This window comes from Acinetobacter sp. NRRL B-65365 (genome assembly GCF_001605865.1).
Lineage (GTDB): Bacteria > Pseudomonadota > Gammaproteobacteria > Pseudomonadales > Moraxellaceae > Acinetobacter > Acinetobacter vivianii.
Genome location: NZ_LRPD01000003.1, coordinates 46,207 through 64,735, shown reverse-complemented (window position 1 = coordinate 64,735; position 18,529 = coordinate 46,207). Strand labels below are relative to the sequence as shown.

The window sequence follows — 18,529 nt, the reverse complement described above, 5'->3', positions numbered from 1 at the left end:
ATCTTTTCATATTGATTGGAACGTACTGGCCTTGATCAACTCATTTGACGACTTTCATTATTTTTATCTAGTGGTCAAACATGGCGGCTTTAGTGCGGCCAGCGAAGCTGAAAATATCAGTAAGTCTAAACTGAGCCGTCGTATCATTGAGCTGGAAAATAAATTTAATGTCAGCCTGATCCAGCGAACGACACGCCACTTTAAAGTGACCGAGCTGGGACAGGAATTTTATGAAGAATGTTGCAAAGTGATTGCACAAGTTGAATGTGCTGAAAATATCTTGCTCAAACAAAAAAATGAACCACAGGGACTGGTCAAGATCAGTTGCCCTCCATTGATGATGCATTTTCAAATCCGGAAATTACTGAATCAGTTTCTCAAAACCTACCCCAAAGTCGAGATTTCTTTAGAGCTGACCAGCCGTCGTGTTGATATTCTTCATGATGATATTGATATCGCGATTCGCACCAGTTTTGAACCCAATCAGGATTCTAGCCTCATCGTTCGCGATGTGATCCGGACTGAGCATTGTTTAGTGGCAGCGCCCGAATTACTGCAAGGCCATACAATTGAACATTACTCAGACTTACAACATTATCCGAGTGTGGCTTTAGGCATCCAGAAGCATCAATATTATTGGCACTTATGTCATGTTGACAGTGATGAAACTGTAGATGTGCCATATCAACCGCGGGTTAAAAGTAACGATCTGGCAGGTGTCTATTATGCGGTCAGTGATGGGCTTGGAATCGCAGATCTGCCCTATCTGACCGTACAAGCTGACATTGAAAAAGGCAAACTGATTCACTTATTGCCAGAATGGAAATCCAATCGTGGTACGGTTCAATTGGTCTACGCCTCGCGTAAGGGGCAACGTCTCGTGGTGGAAAAACTGATTGAAAGCTTAATGACGGGGCTACGTGAATTGGCAAAAACTGACAGTGGCTATTCTTTATAATGCAATTTTTAATACAACACTGAATTTTCCTGTTTCAGCTCAGCAAATTTTTTCACCAGAAAATCGATCAATAATTTCATCGATGGGAGCAAGCCGCGTCTTGATGTGTACACCAAATGGATCAACTCTGCCTTGGGTTGCCATTCAGGTAGCACATGAATCAAGCGCCCCTGTTTAATATCTTCAGCGATCATTAACTCAGGTAATTTAGCGATACCCAAACCTTGTAAAGTGGCTTCTCTTAACGCTGTTAAATCAGTGGTGGTCAATCGGGGATGACACTGTACTTTAATTTCTTGCTGATCATGCGAAAATAAATGCCAATAATACTCTGGTGCAAAAGATTCCATCATCAGCACTGGAAATTGTGTCAACTGCTGCGGCTCAGTAATCGAATAAAACTGATGCAGCAGATTTGGACTCGCCACAATAAATTGCCGCGCCAAAGCCAGCTCTCGTACAATTAAATCACTGTCCGCCAACGGCAAAGGACGAATGCGCACCGCCAAGTCAAAACGTTCGTTGATCAAATCCACACGGCGATTGGTGGCTTCCACATGCAGACTAATCTTCGGATAAAGCTGTAAAAACTCATTTAACATTTGACTGATATTGATATGCAATAAATTGGTCGGGCAAGATAATTTAATCAGCCCACGTGGCTCTGCTGTTAAAAATTCAATCGCTTCCTCTGCGGCCTCAGCTTCAATTAACATCGCTTTGCAATGCTGATAATAGATTTTACCCACTTCAGTAATAGAAACCTGTCGGGTCGTTCGATTAATCAGCTTGACTCCAAGGCGCTCTTCCAACTCGGCAATACGGCGACTCAATAAAGACTTGGTGACCATCAGTTCTTGGCTCGCCGCCGAGAAACCGCCACAGTCGATCACTTTAACAAAAAAATATAAGTCATTTAAATCTTTCATATTTATCTACTCGGCCCTATATTGAAACCTTATTGTTCTCTATACATGACAATATATCCTATATTAGATATTTTTCAGCTACTATCCTATCTATATCATCAATTATACCAACCATAACATGATGAGGATAGAACAATGACAACACCAGCAAATTTCAATGGTCAAGCACCAGTCATTGATGCCAATGATGCCGTAATGCTATTGATTGATCATCAAAGCGGCTTATTCCAGACCGTCGGTGATATGCCAATGCCTGAGTTACGTCAGCGTGCCGCTGCACTTGCCAAAATTGCAAGTTTAGCCAATATTCCTGTGATTACTACGGCATCAGTACCGCAAGGTCCAAATGGTCCGCTGATTCCTGAAATTCATGCCAATGCACCCCATGCACAATATGTTGCACGTAAAGGTGAAATCAACGCATGGCATAATCAAGACTTTGTTGATGCAGTGAAAGCAACCGGTCGCAACACCTTAATTATTGCAGGAACAATTACCAGCGTATGTATGGCTTTCCCAGCGATCAGTGCCGTTGCAGATGGCTATAAAGTATTTGCGGTTGTGGATGCTTCAGGGACTTATAGCAAAATGGCAGAAGAAATTACCTTGGCACGTGTGGTTCAGGCAGGTGTCGTGCCTATGGATACAGCGGCTGTTGCTTCTGAAATCCAGCGTACATGGAATCGTGACGATGCGCAGGAATGGGCGCAGGTTTATACACAAATTTTCCCAGCCTATCAGTTGCTGATCGAAAGCTATAGCAAAGCGCAAGCTGTTGTTCAGAATCATGAAGTTTTGGACTCGGCACGCTAGTTCCAGACCTTATTGAAAAAAGCCAGTCATGAATGGGCATGACTGGCTTTTTATCAAACTTGTGCTGTGTAGAGCATAAAACGTTTTATGTCTTATTCAGATAAATCTACACAGAGATACTTCATTTCGACATATTCTTCTATGCCGAATTTTGAACCTTCACGGCCTAAGCCAGACTGTTTAACACCACCAAATGGGGCAACTTCATTTGAAATAGCTCCAGTGTTGATGCCAACCATGCCATATTCCAATTCTTCACCCACTCGCCATTGACGAGCTGTACTTTGGGTAAATAGATAAGCCGCTAAACCAAACTCAGTATCGTTCGCCATTGCCACCGCTTCATCTTCGGTTTTAAAACGGAATAAAGGAGCAAGTGGACCAAAGGTTTCTTCTTTCGACACCTTCATGTCTTGGGTGACGCCCGTTAACACGGTCGGTTCAAAGAATGTTCCACCCAAAGCTGAACGCTGTCCGCCAATCCGTACCGTCGCCCCTTTCGAAGTCGCATCGGCAATATGCGACTGGACTTTGGCAATCGCATCTTCATCAATCAATGGCCCTTGGGTTGAACCGTCCTGACGCCCATCTCCAACTTTCAGTTTGGATACGGCTTCAACTAAACGTTCCGCCAAAGCATCGTAAATGCCATCTTGTACATAAATACGGTTAGCACAAACGCAAGTTTGTCCGCTATTGCGGTATTTGCTGGCCATAATGCCCTGCACCGCCTGTTCAAGATTGGCATCATCAAACACCAGCACAGGTGCATTCCCACCTAATTCAAGCGAGAGCTTTTTAATGCTTGGCGCACATTGTTGCATCAAGATACGACCCACTTGCGTTGAGCCTGTAAAACTGAGCTTACGGACAATATCGCTTTCACATAAGGTCTTGCCGACTTCAACTGCATCACCACTGATATTGATCAGCACATCAGCAGGTAAGCCTGCCTGTAAAGCCAACACTTCAAGTGCATACGCGGTTAATGGCGTCTGTTCCGCAGGTTTGACCAGCATGGTACAGCCCGCAGCAATCGCAGGTGCCGCCTTACGGGTAATCATCGCGGCTGGGAAATTCCACGGCGTGATTGCAGCCGTTACTCCAATCGCTTGTTTAATCACAAGTAAGCGCTGATGGGGCTGGGTTGAGGTTAATACTTCACCATCAATACGGCGTGCCTGCTCGGCAAACCAGCGAATAAAAGAGGCCGCATAGGCAATTTCACCGCGTGCTTCTGCCAGTGGTTTACCTTGTTCAGCCGTTAAAATCTGCGCCAGATTTTCTTTATGCTCGAGTATCAGGTTGTACCACGCCAACAACACATCCGCACGGAACAGCGCAGTTTGCTTTTTCCATGCCGATTGAGCTTGAGCAGAACGCTGAATGGCAGCGTCCACAGCCGTACGGTCATAGGTTTTGACCCAAGCCAAGGTATCGCCCGTTGCTGCATCATTAACTTCAATATAATCACTTGATGCAGGCTGATTAAATGCAATATCTGGATGTTTTAAAAGATACTGCAAATTGTTTTGAATCATGCAGGTTGCTCCATTGCTGTTACGCGATTTGTATTCAATGCGACAAAACCTTGTTTCAAGATTTCTAGACCTTGACGGAATTGTTCAGCAGGAATCGTTAATGGATATAGGAAACGAATAACGTTACCGTATTTACCGCAAGTTAGGAGTAACAAACCGTTTTCCATTGCATAGTTTTGTACAGCTTTTGCTTGCTCAGCTGTTTCCAGCTCAACCGCCACCATCGATCCGAGTGCACGAATATCGGTGACCACATCACCCGATTCCTGCTGGATATTTTTAAGTACAGCAACCAATTCAGCACCCAGTTCATTGGCACGTTCGCACAGCTTTTCTTGTTCAATCGCATCAATCACGGCGTGGGCTGCCGCAACCGCAATCGGGTTGCCTGCATAGGTTCCACCCAGACCGCCTGGGTTTGGTGCATCCATGACTTCGGCACGTCCAACCACACCAGAAATCGGGAAACCACCACCTAGACTTTTTGCCATCGTGATCAGATCAGCTTTGGTTTCAAAATGATTCATGGCAAACAGTTTGCCTGTACGAGCAAAACCAGTTTGTACTTCATCGGCCACCAGTAAAATACCATGCTTGTCACATAAGGCACGTAAACGCTTTAAAAACTCGGCAGGCACCACATTGAAACCACCTTCACCTTGTACAGGTTCCAGTACAATCGCCGCCACGTCATGCGGTGCAATGTCTTCACTGAAAACATCTTCAACACTGGCAATGGCTGCATCGACGCTAATGCCTTTGGCTGGCACAGGGTAACGAGCATGGAACACACCTGCTGGCATCACCCCAAAATCGCGTTTGTATGGTGCTGTTTTCCCTGTCATTGCCATAGTCATAAATGAACGACCGTGGAAACCATTACCAAAGGTGATAATGCCATGACGGCCTGTATATGAACGTGCAATTTTCACGGCATTCTCAACCGCTTCGGCACCCGTGGTAAAGAAAGCAGACTTGGCTGCACCCGCAATCGGCGCGCGTTCATTAATCCGTTCAGCCAAAGCCACATAACTTTCGTAAGGGGTCACCTGATAAGCGGTATGGGTAAACTTGCTGAGTTGCTCAGTCACTGCGGCAATCACTTTGGGATGACGATGGCCTGTATTTAGAACCGCAATACCACCTGCAAAATCGATAAACGCGTTGCCATCCTTGTCCCAAATTGTTGCATTTTCTGCTTTTGCTGCATACCACTGGCACATTACGCCCACACCACGCGGTGTTGCTTGCTGTTTACGTGTGTTAAGTGCAGAATGTTGATCGTTCATTTAATTCCCTCATATTTTCATCATCAATTACAGTGTTGCCCGACATCCAGCTCGGTTTTTTTCAGGATGTTTTACAAGGACTGTCTATACCTGTAATTTCGCGCGTATGAAGGCCAGTGACGAGAGCCACTTTTAAATTGAAGGAGAGAGCCAATTGCGTAGTTTACTTGGAGATCACTTATTACAACGTCTCCAACAGGACATGGAAGGAAAACTACATCAGCGCTTATTTCGCTGTTTACGCGGAGCCATTATCGAAGGCGTGATCCAGCCCAAAACGCGTTTACCCGCTTCACGTGATTTAGCCAGTGAAATTCATGTCTCCCGTAATACGGTGCTTTCAGCCTATGAACAACTTCAGGCCGAAGGCTATCTTGAGGCACGTACAGGTCATGGTACCTGGGTGGCAGAACAGCTTCCCGAAGCCTTTTTAAATACCAAGACAAATAAAAAACAAGCGCCGATTGCTCAGCAGCAAACCTCGTTTGTGTTGTCACAACGAGGTTCAAGTTTATTGGGCTATGCCGCGGCCTCTCCGCATCAATGGGGTGCTTTTGTCCCTGGTGCGCCCGATGTAACCGAGTTTCCACATCATATTTTCAGCCGTATTCAAGCCCGCCTCAGCCGTGAACCCGATATTAACCGACTGATTTATAGCAGTGCGGGTGGTTGTATTGAGCTACGCAGTGCCTTGGCAGACTATTTACGTGTTGCCCGTTCAGTCCACTGCGATGCTGACCAGATTATTATTACCGAAGGCATCCATCAGGCGATTGATCTGGTCTCTCGGGCACTGAGTGATATCGGAGATCGTGTCTGGATTGAAGACCCAGCGTATTGGGGCATGCGGAATACCTTAAGGATCAATGGACTGGATATTCAACCCATGCCTGTCGATGCCGAAGGAATTATTCCAGAGGAACAGCCTGCACAACCACCTAAACTGATTTTTGTGACACCCTCACATCAATATCCACTCGGTTCGCATTTAAGTCTGGACAGAAGAAAACAGTTGATCCAGATCGCGCGTCAGCATCACAGCTGGATTGTTGAAGATGATTATGACAGTGAATTCCGCTTCTCGGGTCAGCCTTATCCTTCCCTGCAAGGTCTGGAAAATGATGCACCTGTGATTTACATGGGTACTTTTAGTAAAACCATTTATCCCTCATTACGCATCGGTTATGTGGTGGTACCTAAACCGCTATTTTCCCCTTTACGGATTGTGGCGGCAGAATTATATCGGGGTGGACATCTGCTTGAGCAAAAAGCCCTCGCTGAATTTATTCGTGAAGGCCATTATGAAGCACATATCCGTCGCATGCGTTTGCTCTATGGCAAACGACGTGATTACTTGGTCAGTCTGATTAATCGATATTTGGGGACAGAATTTGTGCATGAATATGATGAAGCAGCAGGCTTGCATCTGGTGCTCAAACTTCCTGCCCAATGCGATGATGTTGCCGTTGCAGCCACCGCCCTGGAACGTGGCGTCAAGGTGCGTGCATTGTCACAATATTATATGCACTCTCATGCCCATGCCCAGCGTGGACTGCTGATGGGCTTTGCCTGTGTCAATGAAAAAGACATGGTGATGGCCTTTGGTGTGTTATTGCAATGTCTACGCGAAGCAGGTGTGGCAACGTTGTCTTAAATAAAAAAATAGAGAATCTCAATCACGAGATTCTCTATGGATTTAAACTATGCTTCATGCATGTTTAGATCGATTGTTTTTCCTGTATCAGGGCATTTTTCCCGACTTTCCCCTTATCCAATTTCTGTACTAGCACCCCCACCAATACAATCGCTAAGGCCAGCATTGAAGTATAGGTCACTTCCTTAAAATAAGTCCCTTCAATCAGCATCACCACCAGAGATCCAATAATAATGAAAATCACGGCATAGGTAATCCACGGGAAAAGCCACATTTTAAAGTCGATATGCTTGCCTTCACGTTCGTATTTTTTACGCATTCGCAACTGGGAACAAGCAATCGCCAAATACACATATAAAGCAACCGTGCCTGTCGCCATCATCAGTACGTCATAAACATTCATACTTTCTGTAGCAGTTAAATAGACGGCAACGACTGCAAATAAACTGGAAAATAACACTCCAATCCACGGACTGCCCTGACGATTGGTCACCGCCAGACATTTTGGTGCATCACCGCGTTTGGACAATGAAAATAACATACGCGAACAGGTGTACAGTGCCGAGTTAAAGCAGCTACAAACAGAGGTTAGCACCACGAAATTCACAATATGACGTGCTTCAGGAATGCCAAGTGCTGTCAGGGTAACGCTATAGGTTCCCCATGTCGGATCTTTTAATAAAGGGTTGTCATGTGGAATCAAACAGACCGTAATCAACATTGATCCGACATAGAATAATAAAATACGCCAGACCACAGAATTCGATGCTTTGCGAATTTCTTTTTCAGGACTTTTGGCTTCCGCAGCAGCCACCGTGACAATTTCAGCACCGACATAGGCAAACATCACACCCAATAAAGCGGTAATGACTGGCGCGATGCCATTAGGCATAAATTCTTGTTGAAATAAGCCTCCTGAACTCGCCGTCTGCGCAATCTCGCCCCACGGCCATAGATGTAAAATAGCTAAACTGCCAATCACCAAAAAGATAATAATCGCAACGACTTTGATCAGGGCAAACCAGAATTCAAATTCCCCATAGCTTTTGACGTCTTTTAGATTGACCCAGATCAAGGACACAATCACCAGTAACATGTAGCCCCAGATCGGAATAAAAGGAAACCAGCTATGCAGAATCTTTCCTGCCACATAGGCTTCCCATCCCATCAACAATGTCCAGAAACACCAGTACAGCCAGCCAATTGAGAAACCGGCCCAACGTCCGATGGCACGATCCGCATAAGTCGAGAATGAACCACTATCGGGATTCAGCACTGCCATTTCACCAAGCATGCGCATAATGAACAGAACCAGCAACCCGCCTAAGGCATAAGCCAGAATAACAGCTGGGCCTGCGGAGTAAATAACGTTACCAGAGCCAACGAATAAGGCACCACCAATCACACCTGCAATGGAGATCATGGTTAGATGGCGCGACTTCAATCCACTTTGTAAGCCTTGAGACCGATTGGCCTCTGAACAGTCTGGATGTGCTGCCATATTATTTTCCTTAATCTAAGGAGAATATCCCCACCTCAGAACAGTGCATTCTGAAATAAAAAATACCCTCAAAAAATTTAGTCGTTTTGTTCATCATCCATTCATGGATATTTATATGACTAAACCGACGCTTCCGTATGCATACGTCCAATACACTTAATTTGTCGGTTCGACAGCAAAGAAACGAGAGCCATTTTTATAATAAAAGAGAGGGCCAATTGCAGGATTTACAATCAACGTTGCACATTTTCAAATTGATGTTTAAGCGTGCTATTTAATTTGGTTTTTAGAATCAAATGATTGAAATCATCTCAAGATGGATGCTGCGAAGATCGTTATAAGAATGTCTGGTGCAGGCAATTATCCAATAAAAAAGCGAGGTATAACCGAAGTTATCCTCGCTTTTAAGCATCTGATTTGGGCTCAGAACGGTAAGTCGTCATCTAAGTCTGCAGGTGCTGCAGCCGGTTGAGGTGCTGCTTTTGGTGTATTAAAACCATTACCTGCTTGAGGGCTACCCGCATAATTACCTTGGTTGCCGCCGTTAAAGCCGCCATTCTGGTTATTATTATTGTTATAACCCGTGTTTTGGTAACCGCCACCTTGATTATTATTGTTGTTAAAGCGTGGTTGATTGAAATCGCCACCGCTTTGCTCGCCTTGCTGACGCGTATCAAGCATTTGCATCTGGTCGCCACGGATTTCAGTGCTATAACGTTCCTGACCATTCTGGTCTGTCCATTGACGTGTACGCAATGAACCTTCGATATAAACTTTTGAGCCTTTACGTAGATATTGTTGAGCAATTTCCCCTAAACGGTTATGCAATACAATACGATGCCATTCCGTTTGCTCTTTACGTTCACCCGTACTTTTGTCCATCCACGACTCACTCGTTGCAATCGAAAATTGAGTGAGAGAACCTCCGTTCGGGAAGGTTTTTGTTTCTGGATCTCGTCCTAAAGTACCTACTAAAATAACTTTATTCACACCACGCATTAGCTGTCTTCATCCTATATATTTATATGTTTCACTTTATAAGAGTTATGATCAAATGGCTACCTCTTTGCCAATCAAGTGCGTTAAATCTTGTCGCCCAGCATCATCTATGCACTGTTTATCGACTTTAATATAAGCAACTTGTTGTTCAGGCATCACCACGACTTCTTCAATACCACGAATTGCCAAAAGTTTTGAAGTCCATTCGTCAGTTTGTACCGTCTGAGGTAAAGGCAATACAATTGAGGATAGATATCTTGGCTGTGCCAATCCAAAACTAATCAGCAGCCATATTATAGCAATCCCCGTCAACACACTCCACCCGAGCGCAGTATTCTGCATCATCAAAAGTTGCCCGCCCAAGGTACCACCAAAGAAAGCGCCGAGGAACTGGCTACTGGCATTCACCCCCATCGCAGTCGCTTTTGACTGGATCGGCGCGGCCTTAGACAACCATGATGGCAATAACGCTTCCATCACATTAAATGCAATAAAGAATAGACCCAATCCAGCCAGTAACACGTATTTTGATTCGTAGCCAAAAATCAGCATCAACAAACCGCCAATAATCCCAGCAATGGCAGTGAGAAAAATGCCCCGCATCTTGCGATATTTTTCCGCAATGATAATGCTTGGAAAAGCAAAGAACAGACTGATCACCAAGAGCGGCAAATAGACTAAACCATGCTTTGCCAATGGAATTTGTGCATATTCAATGAGCTGTGAAGGCACATAAATAAACATCGCAGTCAGCAATAAATGCAGTGCAAAGACAGAGACATGTAGACGATTTAACTCGCCCATCTGGATGACTTGTTTCAGCTGATTCAGATAACCTTGCTGGTAGTTTCGATGGTGTCGCGTGACTTTAGGTACAAGCAATAGCATTGCTATCGCTGCCAAGCCCATAATCGTGGTCACAAAGAATAGACCAGAAATACCAACCAGACTGGTGAGCCACGGCCCCAAACTGAAAGCCACCACAAAAGACATACCAATACTCATGCCCATTGCGGCCATGGCTTTGGTACGTTGTTCTTCTCGAGTGACATCCGCCAGTAATGCCATCACCACCGCTGAAACTGCGCCCGCACCTGCAATGGCGCGACCAATAATCACGCCATAAATGGTGTCCGATAAACCTGCAATTGCCCCACCGATTGCAAACAGCAACAGTCCAAGCACCACCAAAGGCTTACGACTAAAACGGTCTGCCAATAAGCTAAATGGAATCTGTAAAATTGCCTGTGTTAAGCCATATACCCCGACCGCAAGACCAATTAAGGCTGGCGTCGCGTATTGATAGGATTGTCCTGCTACTGAAAAGACAGGAATAATCATGAACAAGCCCAACATGCGTAAGGCAAAAATGCTACTTAAGGCAAAGGTTGAACGGCGTTCTAAAGCATTCATTGTTGATAAGACACTATAACTGGCTCAGCGAATTATAAGCCATTCGCCTGCAAAGGTTGTAAGTTAGATCATGAAAATCACAATCTTTCTTCAGGGAAAAAATAAAGGAGCGACATTCGCTCCTTTACTTAACATAGCTGTTCAAGCTGAAAACAAGCTTAAGAGGCCTGATGTTCCCGCTTGCTGTACTGGATCGAGGCAATCACCGCCCAGACAATAAAGGCCACACCGATCAAACCAGTCACGATTTCAGGTACGTGCAAGCCAGTACCGCTAGCGATCATGATAAATGCCAAAGCACCAATCGCATAATGCGCGCCATGTTCAAGGAAGATATAAGCATCCAATGTGCCTTTCTCTACCAGATAAATCGTCATCGAACGGACAAAGATCGCACCAATCGCAAGCCCTAGCATGATGATCACTACATCGCTGGTAATCGCGAAGGCACCAATCACCCCATCAAAACTGAACGATGCATCAAGTACTTCGAGGTAAAGGAAACCACCAAAACCCGCTTTCACTACACCTGTCGCTGCACCATTTGAGTCATGGGTCACGGCATTGCCATTTTCATCAATTTCAGGTTCGCCACCGAGTAAATGACTCAAAACTTGTACACCGATATACACCACGATGCCCCAGATACCCGCCATAGTCACGGCCAAACGAGATGATTCTTCTACGTTTGCAGCCATAATAATCATCGCGATCAAGGCAAGGAAAACCGACATTGCAGGCACGCTAGCCAAATGCGCCAGTTTTGCTTCTAACCATTTAAACCAATGGGTTTCTTTGCCATCATCAAAGAAGAAGTTCAGAAATACCAGCAATAAGAACGTTCCACCAAAGGCTGCAATTTCAGCATGATGCGCCATTAAACGTTCTGAATAGGTTTTTGGATCATTTAAGGCCAATTTTGCAACTTCGATCATGCCCATATCTGCCGTCACGGCAACGATCACTACAGGGAAAATCAGACGCATACCAAATACGGCAATCAGGATACCCACGGTTAAGAAAATCATCTTCCAGAAATGATCCCAGCCACGTAGAACCGAGGCATTTACAACCGCATTATCAAACGATAAAGAGACCTCCATTACCGCCAGAATCGCAGTAATCGTCAAGGCTTTGAGCATGGTGGCTACGCCTGCTTCAGGCCCGTGCGTATAGCCCCAGTAGGCCGATAGTGCAAGACACACGACCGTAAAGAAAATTGAGAAACGAAAATGCTTCATGAGCAGCCTTTTATTCAAATAGTCGGGTTATAAAAATGTGTCTATTGTAGGCGAGTTTGAGTTGAAATAGACAAAAGATTGTTGCACTTATTTTGAAGAAAATTTTATCTCCAGCAGACTCTGCTATAGTGCTGGCAGGTTTATTTATCGTGTTTTTTAATAGGTTCAATCCATGACGTTTTCTCAAGATGTTTGGCAACGTAATCAAGACTTATATCAAAAAATATTAGCATTGGCTTTTAATCAAGAACTTGCAGCAGGGACATTAGATCGTAAAGTCTTTTGTCACTATGTCATTCAAGATGCACATTACCTATTGGCCTATGGTCGTGCACTGGCTGTGGCTGCGGCAAAAGCCTATGAAGCCGATGATGTGATCCAGTTTTCCGAAGCAGCAAAAATCGCCATTATTGTAGAACGCAGTTTGCATAATGATTTTATGCAGGAATTTGATGTGAGCAAAACCGAGTTTGAGAGCACACCGCTTACGCTTGCTTGCCATCATTACACTTCTTTTCTCACTGCAACAGCATGGTCAGAAAGCTATCCAGTTATTTTGGCTGCCTTGCTGCCATGTTTCTGGATTTATGCCGAAGTGGGCAAAGACATTATCAACCAATCTGTTGAAGATAATCCGTATCAGGCATGGATTGATACCTATGCAGGTGAGGAATTTAATACCGCAGTACGTAACGTGATTGCAACTGTAGATAAAGTGGCTGCACGTTGTGATGAGGATACATTAGCAAAAATGCATGCCGCCTATACGATGGGTGCAAAACTGGAATGGTTATTCTGGGATAGCGCTTATCAGCAACGTCAATGGCTAGGTCTGGATCAGGCTTAAGTCCCTTCCTCTGCACTTTTCTCTAGGCATAAAAAAGCCCCAATTAAGGGGCTTAGTCGTATATCGTATCGTCCGATATACTGTATGAGGCTCATCTCAAACTGGGCGCATTAAAACATAAATCCGTCCAGTTGCCTACTTATATCTCTCGACTAAAAAACATTCACCACAATTAAAGCAATCAATGCCGGTACAGCTTGAATGTAAATAATCTTCTTGCTGGCAGTCAAACCACCATAGATCCCAGCGATCAGCACACAGCCCAAAAAGAAATTGGCAATCGCAATGGCATAGCTTGCAGGTGCCAGTAATGACCAGAATAAACCTGCTGCAAGAAAACCATTATACAGCCCCTGATTTTGTGCCAACACTTTGGTGAGCTGTGCTTTTTCCAGACTATTGCCAAAGGCTTTTAAACCATAAGGCTTGTCCCACAAAAACATTTCCAGCACAAGAATATAGACGTGTAATAAGGCAATGAGTCCAATCAATAACGATCCAATCATCTGATTATCCTTTTTATAATGACGACATAGCGAATGAAACCAGCCTCACGGCTGGCAGTGATGATTTAACTTAGGGCTTCAACAAGACTTTACCTTGACGAGCACCTTGGGTTGCCTTGAGTGCAGCAGTTTTGATTTCGTCAAAGCTAAAGACACCTTCAACAGGTAGAACCAGTTTCTTTTGCGCTGCCAGTGTCAGAAGTTCTACAAACAATGCCTTTTTACGCTCTGCTGGCATTTCTTTACTCACCACGCTTGCCCAGAAACCTTTTACCGTCGCCTGTTTAAAAATCAGGTCACCCGATGAAATCTGCATGGTTTCGCCTGTCATACTACCAAATGAAACCAATAGGCTATTTTCACTGAGTAGATTCAACATTTCACCACTGGCACTGCCACCGATTGAATCTACTCCTGCAATTAAGGCTTGATCTGCATGGATATTTTTAACTTGCTGTTTCCAATCATCCTGATCCGTTGCCACCACATGCTGGATGCCGAGTGCCTGCATTTCTGCAATCGCATCCGTACGGCGAACCAGATTAATAACTTGTAACCCACGTGCTTGAGCAATCATTGCCACGGTTTTACCGACCGCACCATTTGCCGTGTTCTGAATCAACCATTGACCCGGCTGTACATTCACAAAATCCAGTAACATCAAGGCGCTGATTGGCATGCCGATCAATTGAGCTGCTGTTTCATTATCAATGGCATCATTTAAGGGAATAATACCGTGTGCAGGTGCAATAAAATATTCTGCCCAACTGCCATGTACACCAGCAACCGCAACACGTTGGCCTAATTTACTTTCATCAACACCTTCACCTACCGCATCAACAATACCCACCGCTTCGCTACCACCAATGGCAGGGAGTGTTGGCTTATAGCCATAGCTACCACGCACAGTCCAGACATCATGGTTATGCATGGGAGACATGATGGTTTTAATACGAACTTCACCTGCTTTAGGTTCAGGCTGTGGCATTTCTGCCTGCTGTAATACGTCTACAGGTTCACCAAAACTTTGATGGATAATACTTTGCATGGTTTATTCCTTGGTCGGTTGTAACAGCTGTTGTGTTGTTTCTAAAGCTAAATGTAGCGACGCTTTGTCTTGAGCTAACTTGGTCATCAGGGCCGCACCCAGCCATAATTGATACATCACCTGCGCTGTTTTAAATGGGTCAAGATGTAGTGGAATGGAGCCTTGTTGTTGCCCTTCTTGCAGTAACAGTGCCACTCGCTGTGTCAGTCGATGGACACCGAGATTGAGAATCTCACGCATGTCTTCGGATAAATCTGCTACCTCTGCACCTAATTTCACAATCAGACAATTCTCCGCCCAACTGCCATACACAGGATCATCAATCCATGCCTGCCATAAAGCCATCAGGCGCGCATGAGCATTTAGTTCAGTCTGTTGCCAAAGCTGCTCTACCCGAACTTTATAGTCCGCCATGTACTGTTCCAGTAAGGCACAGCCAAAGGCTTCCTTAGAAGCAAAATAATGGTAGAAGGACCCTTTCGGGACATCACAGGTCTTGAGAATTTCTTGTAAGCCGACCCCAACAAAACCTTTACGTAATACCAGTTCAAAGCTGGTATCAAGAATGTGTTGTCGGGTCGCTTCACTTTTCGTTGATCGTTTCATAAGCACACTATAAATTAATATTAGACCAGTCGTCTAGTAATTTGTGTATTTTTATTCTCCCTCTGTTTATCGGTAGTAATCTGCGGCATTGAATGCTAAAAATACAAGGCATACTGCATAAGACAAATGTGAACCAGTTCATTAACCGTCACAATTTGTCGTTTTAAATATTTTTATACCACTTGAACAATTTTAAATCGTTATCATATACATGTTTTCATGTTCAGCTTATTGAGATGTATTTATGAGTCAAAGTCATATCCGTATTCGAGGCGCACGTACTCATAATTTAAAAAATGTGTCACTCGATATCCCACGTGACAAGTTTGTGGTGATTACGGGACTTTCTGGCTCAGGAAAATCATCCTTGGCCTTTGATACCTTGTATGCCGAAGGCCAGCGCCGTTATGTCGAATCCCTATCGGCTTATGCGCGCCAATTCCTGTCACAAATGGAAAAACCGGAAGTCGATTCGATTGAAGGTTTATCGCCTGCGATTGCGATTGAACAAAAATCAACGAGTCATAACCCACGTTCGACCGTCGGTACCATTACTGAAATTTATGACTATTTGCGTTTGCTCTACGCACGCGTAGGTACACCGTATTGCCCTGAACATGATTTGCCAATGGTGGCACAAACCATTTCAGAAATGGTCGATGCCGTTAAAAGTCTGGAAGAAGGCACTGCTTTGATGTTGCTTGCGCCTGTGGTGCGTGAGCGTAAAGGTGAATACACCCAGCTGTTTGAACAGTTACAAGGCCAAGGTTTTGTTCGTGCTCGTGTCGATGGTGAAATCATTGATATTGATACCCCGCCTGAACTGGACAAAAAGAAAAAACATACCATTGAAGTGGTAGTCGATCGTTTTAAAGTGCGTGACGATCTCGGTAACCGTATTGCAGAATCGTTTGAAACCGCATTACGTCTAGGCGGTGATATTGCGGTTTTATCATGGATGAATGGCGAACATCCTGAGCGTGTGTTTTCGGCAAAACATTCTTGTCCAGAATGTGATCGCGCCGTAGCTGAACTTGAACCACGTCTGTTTTCCTTCAATAACCCATTCGGTGCCTGCCCTGTCTGTGATGGTTTGGGCACGCGTAGCCATTTCAGTTCAGATAAGCTGATTCCAAATCCTGAAATCTCAATTAGCCAAGGTGCGATTCGTGGTTGGGACAGACAGCGCCCGTATTACTACACCATGCTGCAAAAAGTCGCAGATCATTTCGGCATTGATCTGGATGAGCCTTGGAATAAACTCGATAAAGATACGCAAAAGAAATTCCTGCAAGGCACAGGCAAAGAGAAAATCGACCTCAGTTATATCGATGAACGTGGTCGTAAGCACAGTCGTGTGCAAGCCTTTGAAGGGATTTTGCCGCATTTAGAACGTCGCTACCGTGAAACTGAATCGAATTATGTGCGTGATGATCTGGCACAATATCTATCGAATGCAGCGTGTGATGCCTGCGGCGGTTCACGTTTGAATGAAATTTCTCGTCATGTTCGTGTTAAGGACAAAACCATTGCTCAAATCACCAAGATGTCGATTGGTGATGCGGAAAACTATTATCAAGACCTGAATCTTGAAGGTGCTAAAGGTGAAATCGCCGATAAAATCTTTAAAGAGATTCGTGAGCGTTTACACTTTCTGGTCAGTGTTGGCCTGAATTATCTCAGTTTGGCACGTTCAGCCGAAACCCTTTCAGGTGGTGAAGCACAACGTATTCGTCTGGCTTCTCAGATCGGCGCAGGTTTAATGGGTGTGATGTATGTGCTAGATGAACCCTCTATTGGTCTACATCAACGTGATAATGACCGCTTGCTACAAACCCTGATTCGCTTGCGTGATTTGGGTAATACCGTACTGGTGGTTGAGCATGATGAAGATGCCATCCGTGCTGCTGACCATATTATTGATATCGGGCCAGGTGCGGGTATTCATGGCGGTGCCGTGATTGCGGAAGGAACTTATGATGAATTGGCCAATCATGCTGACTCGCTTACAGGTCAATATCTGTCAGGTAAATTGAAGATTGAAGTACCCAAACAACGTACCCAATCTCCTCGCCCAGATGAAGTGATCAAACTCTCTGGCGCCAGCGGACACAACTTACAAAATGTCGATCTAACCATTCCATTAGGTATTATGACCTGTGTGACTGGGGTATCTGGTTCTGGTAAATCAACGCTGATCAATCGTACCTTGTTGCCTTTGGCGGCGACTCAGCTCAATGGCGCAACCACACTGACTGCTGAAAAATTTGATTCAATCGATGGCTTACAGCATTTGGATAAAGTGGTTGATATTGACCAGAGTCCTATTGGTCGTACCCCACGTTCGAACCCTGCAACTTATACGGGTTTATTCACGCCGATTCGTGAATTATTTGCACAAACACCTGAAGCCAAAGCGCGTGGTTATAGCGCAGGTCGTTTCTCGTTTAACGTGAAAGGCGGCCGCTGTGAAGCGTGTGAAGGCGACGGCATGATCAAAGTCGCAATGCACTTCCTGCCAGATATGTATGTGCCTTGTGATGCTTGTCATGGCAAGCGTTATAACCGCGAAACTTTAGAAGTCGGTTATAAGGGCAAGAATATTTCTGATGTATTAGAAATGACAGTGGAAGATGCAGCTGAATTCTTTAGTGCCATTCCTGTGATTCATCGCCGTTTAGATACTTTAACTCAAGTCGGTCTTGGCTATATTCGTTTAGGACAAGCAGCAACAACGCTTTCAGGTGGTGAAGCACAACGTGTGAAACTGGCACGTGAGTTGGCAAAACGCGATACGGGTCGAACCTTATATATCTTGGATGAACCGACTACAGGTCTGCATTTCCATGATATTGCCAAGTTACTCGACATTTTGTATGAGCTACGCAATAAGGGTAATACCATTGTGGTGATTGAGCATAATCTGGATGTGATCAAGACCGCTGACTGGGTCATTGATTTAGGCCCTGAAGGTGGTTCTGGTGGTGGTCAAATCATTGCCGAAGGCACACCTGAGCAAGTAGCTAAAGTCGAGATTTCACATACAGGGCGCTTCTTAAAGCCGATGTTGAAGTAATTTATCCGCTAACCCTAGACTTCGTATTTCGTATCAAAAGGAAGACTTCCCCTCTTTTCAAAAGAGGGGCTAGGGGAGATTTTTAGATTGAATAAAAAGAAAATTTTT

15 protein-coding genes are annotated in these 18,529 nt (G+C 44.7%); 5 read left to right on the top strand and 10 right to left on the bottom strand.

The features are described 5' to 3' along the window. Positions 1 to 31 precede the first annotated feature (31 nt). Positions 32 to 958 carry a LysR substrate-binding domain-containing protein gene (locus AWW72_RS01975; RefSeq protein ID WP_062846275.1) on the top strand — a complete coding sequence of 309 codons (927 nt, stop codon included), beginning with the start codon at positions 32 to 34 and terminating at the stop codon, positions 956 to 958. 8 nt (positions 959 to 966) lie between these two features. Here AWW72_RS01975 and AWW72_RS01970 read toward each other — a convergent pair whose 3' ends face one another. After that, positions 967 to 1,887 (bottom strand): LysR substrate-binding domain-containing protein, encoded by a 921-nt coding sequence (locus AWW72_RS01970; protein WP_005088633.1) that lies wholly within the window; start codon positions 1,885 to 1,887, stop codon positions 967 to 969. Positions 1,888 to 2,022: 135 nt separating this feature from the next. On the opposite strand from AWW72_RS01970, the gene AWW72_RS01965 reads away from it, so the two are divergent. Further along, positions 2,023 to 2,700 carry a hydrolase gene (locus tag AWW72_RS01965; RefSeq protein ID WP_062846274.1) on the top strand — a complete coding sequence of 226 codons (678 nt, stop codon included), beginning with the start codon at positions 2,023 to 2,025 and terminating at the stop codon, positions 2,698 to 2,700. A 92-nt stretch (positions 2,701 to 2,792) separates the two neighbouring features. Here the strand turns inward: AWW72_RS01965 and AWW72_RS01960 are convergent, their stop codons facing one another. Next, entirely contained in the window at positions 2,793 to 4,241 is a 1,449-nt protein-coding gene (locus AWW72_RS01960) for an NAD-dependent succinate-semialdehyde dehydrogenase (RefSeq protein WP_062846273.1), read from the bottom strand. Then, entirely contained in the window at positions 4,238 to 5,530 is a 1,293-nt protein-coding gene (gene gabT, locus AWW72_RS01955; RefSeq protein WP_062846272.1) for a 4-aminobutyrate--2-oxoglutarate transaminase, read from the bottom strand. Before gabT ends, AWW72_RS01960 begins: the two co-directional genes overlap by 4 nt. Before the next feature lie 154 nt (positions 5,531 to 5,684). On the opposite strand from gabT, the gene pdxR reads away from it, so the two are divergent. Beyond that, the gene (pdxR, locus tag AWW72_RS01950; protein WP_062846271.1) at positions 5,685 to 7,184 is read left to right on the top strand and encodes a MocR-like pyridoxine biosynthesis transcription factor PdxR; all 1,500 of its coding nucleotides are present in this window, start codon (positions 5,685 to 5,687) and stop codon (positions 7,182 to 7,184) included. Positions 7,185 to 7,248: 64 nt separating this feature from the next. Here the strand turns inward: pdxR and AWW72_RS01945 are convergent, their stop codons facing one another. From AWW72_RS01945 to AWW72_RS01930, 4 genes are all read right to left on the bottom strand, one after another. After that, entirely contained in the window at positions 7,249 to 8,685 is a 1,437-nt protein-coding gene (locus AWW72_RS01945; RefSeq protein WP_062846270.1) for an amino acid permease, read from the bottom strand. Between the two features lie 423 nt (positions 8,686 to 9,108). Further along, positions 9,109 to 9,684 (bottom strand): single-stranded DNA-binding protein, encoded by a 576-nt coding sequence (ssb, locus tag AWW72_RS01940; protein ID WP_004776192.1) that lies wholly within the window; start codon positions 9,682 to 9,684, stop codon positions 9,109 to 9,111. A gap of 51 nt (positions 9,685 to 9,735) precedes the next feature. After that, positions 9,736 to 11,097 (bottom strand): MFS transporter, encoded by a 1,362-nt coding sequence (locus AWW72_RS01935; RefSeq protein ID WP_062846269.1) that lies wholly within the window; start codon positions 11,095 to 11,097, stop codon positions 9,736 to 9,738. A gap of 158 nt (positions 11,098 to 11,255) precedes the next feature. After that, positions 11,256 to 12,338 carry a DUF475 domain-containing protein gene (locus AWW72_RS01930; protein WP_062846268.1) on the bottom strand — a complete coding sequence of 361 codons (1,083 nt, stop codon included), beginning with the start codon at positions 12,336 to 12,338 and terminating at the stop codon, positions 11,256 to 11,258. Between the two features lie 172 nt (positions 12,339 to 12,510). Here AWW72_RS01930 and tenA point away from each other — a divergent pair, with 172 nt between their 5' ends. Further along, the gene (gene tenA, locus AWW72_RS01925; protein ID WP_062846267.1) at positions 12,511 to 13,185 is read left to right on the top strand and encodes a thiaminase II; all 675 of its coding nucleotides are present in this window, start codon (positions 12,511 to 12,513) and stop codon (positions 13,183 to 13,185) included. Positions 13,186 to 13,337: 152 nt separating this feature from the next. Here tenA and AWW72_RS01920 read toward each other — a convergent pair whose 3' ends face one another. The 3 genes from AWW72_RS01920 to AWW72_RS01910 form a co-directional block, all read right to left on the bottom strand. Beyond that, on the bottom strand, positions 13,338 to 13,691 hold the full coding sequence (locus AWW72_RS01920) for a DUF1304 domain-containing protein (RefSeq protein ID WP_005260113.1): 354 nt from the start codon (positions 13,689 to 13,691) through the stop codon (positions 13,338 to 13,340). Positions 13,692 to 13,761: 70 nt separating this feature from the next. Next, positions 13,762 to 14,739, bottom strand: coding sequence for a zinc-binding dehydrogenase (locus tag AWW72_RS01915; protein ID WP_005260121.1), 978 nt, complete (start codon positions 14,737 to 14,739; stop codon positions 13,762 to 13,764). A gap of 3 nt (positions 14,740 to 14,742) precedes the next feature. Beyond that, complete coding sequence (locus AWW72_RS01910; RefSeq protein WP_062846266.1) at positions 14,743 to 15,345, bottom strand: TetR/AcrR family transcriptional regulator; 603 nt, start codon at positions 15,343 to 15,345, stop codon at positions 14,743 to 14,745. Positions 15,346 to 15,589: 244 nt separating this feature from the next. On the opposite strand from AWW72_RS01910, the gene uvrA reads away from it, so the two are divergent. Then, positions 15,590 to 18,421: an excinuclease ABC subunit UvrA gene (gene uvrA / locus AWW72_RS01905; RefSeq protein WP_062846265.1), complete on the top strand. Its 2,832-nt coding sequence runs from the start codon at positions 15,590 to 15,592 to the stop codon at positions 18,419 to 18,421. The last annotated feature ends 108 nt before the right edge of the window (positions 18,422 to 18,529 follow it).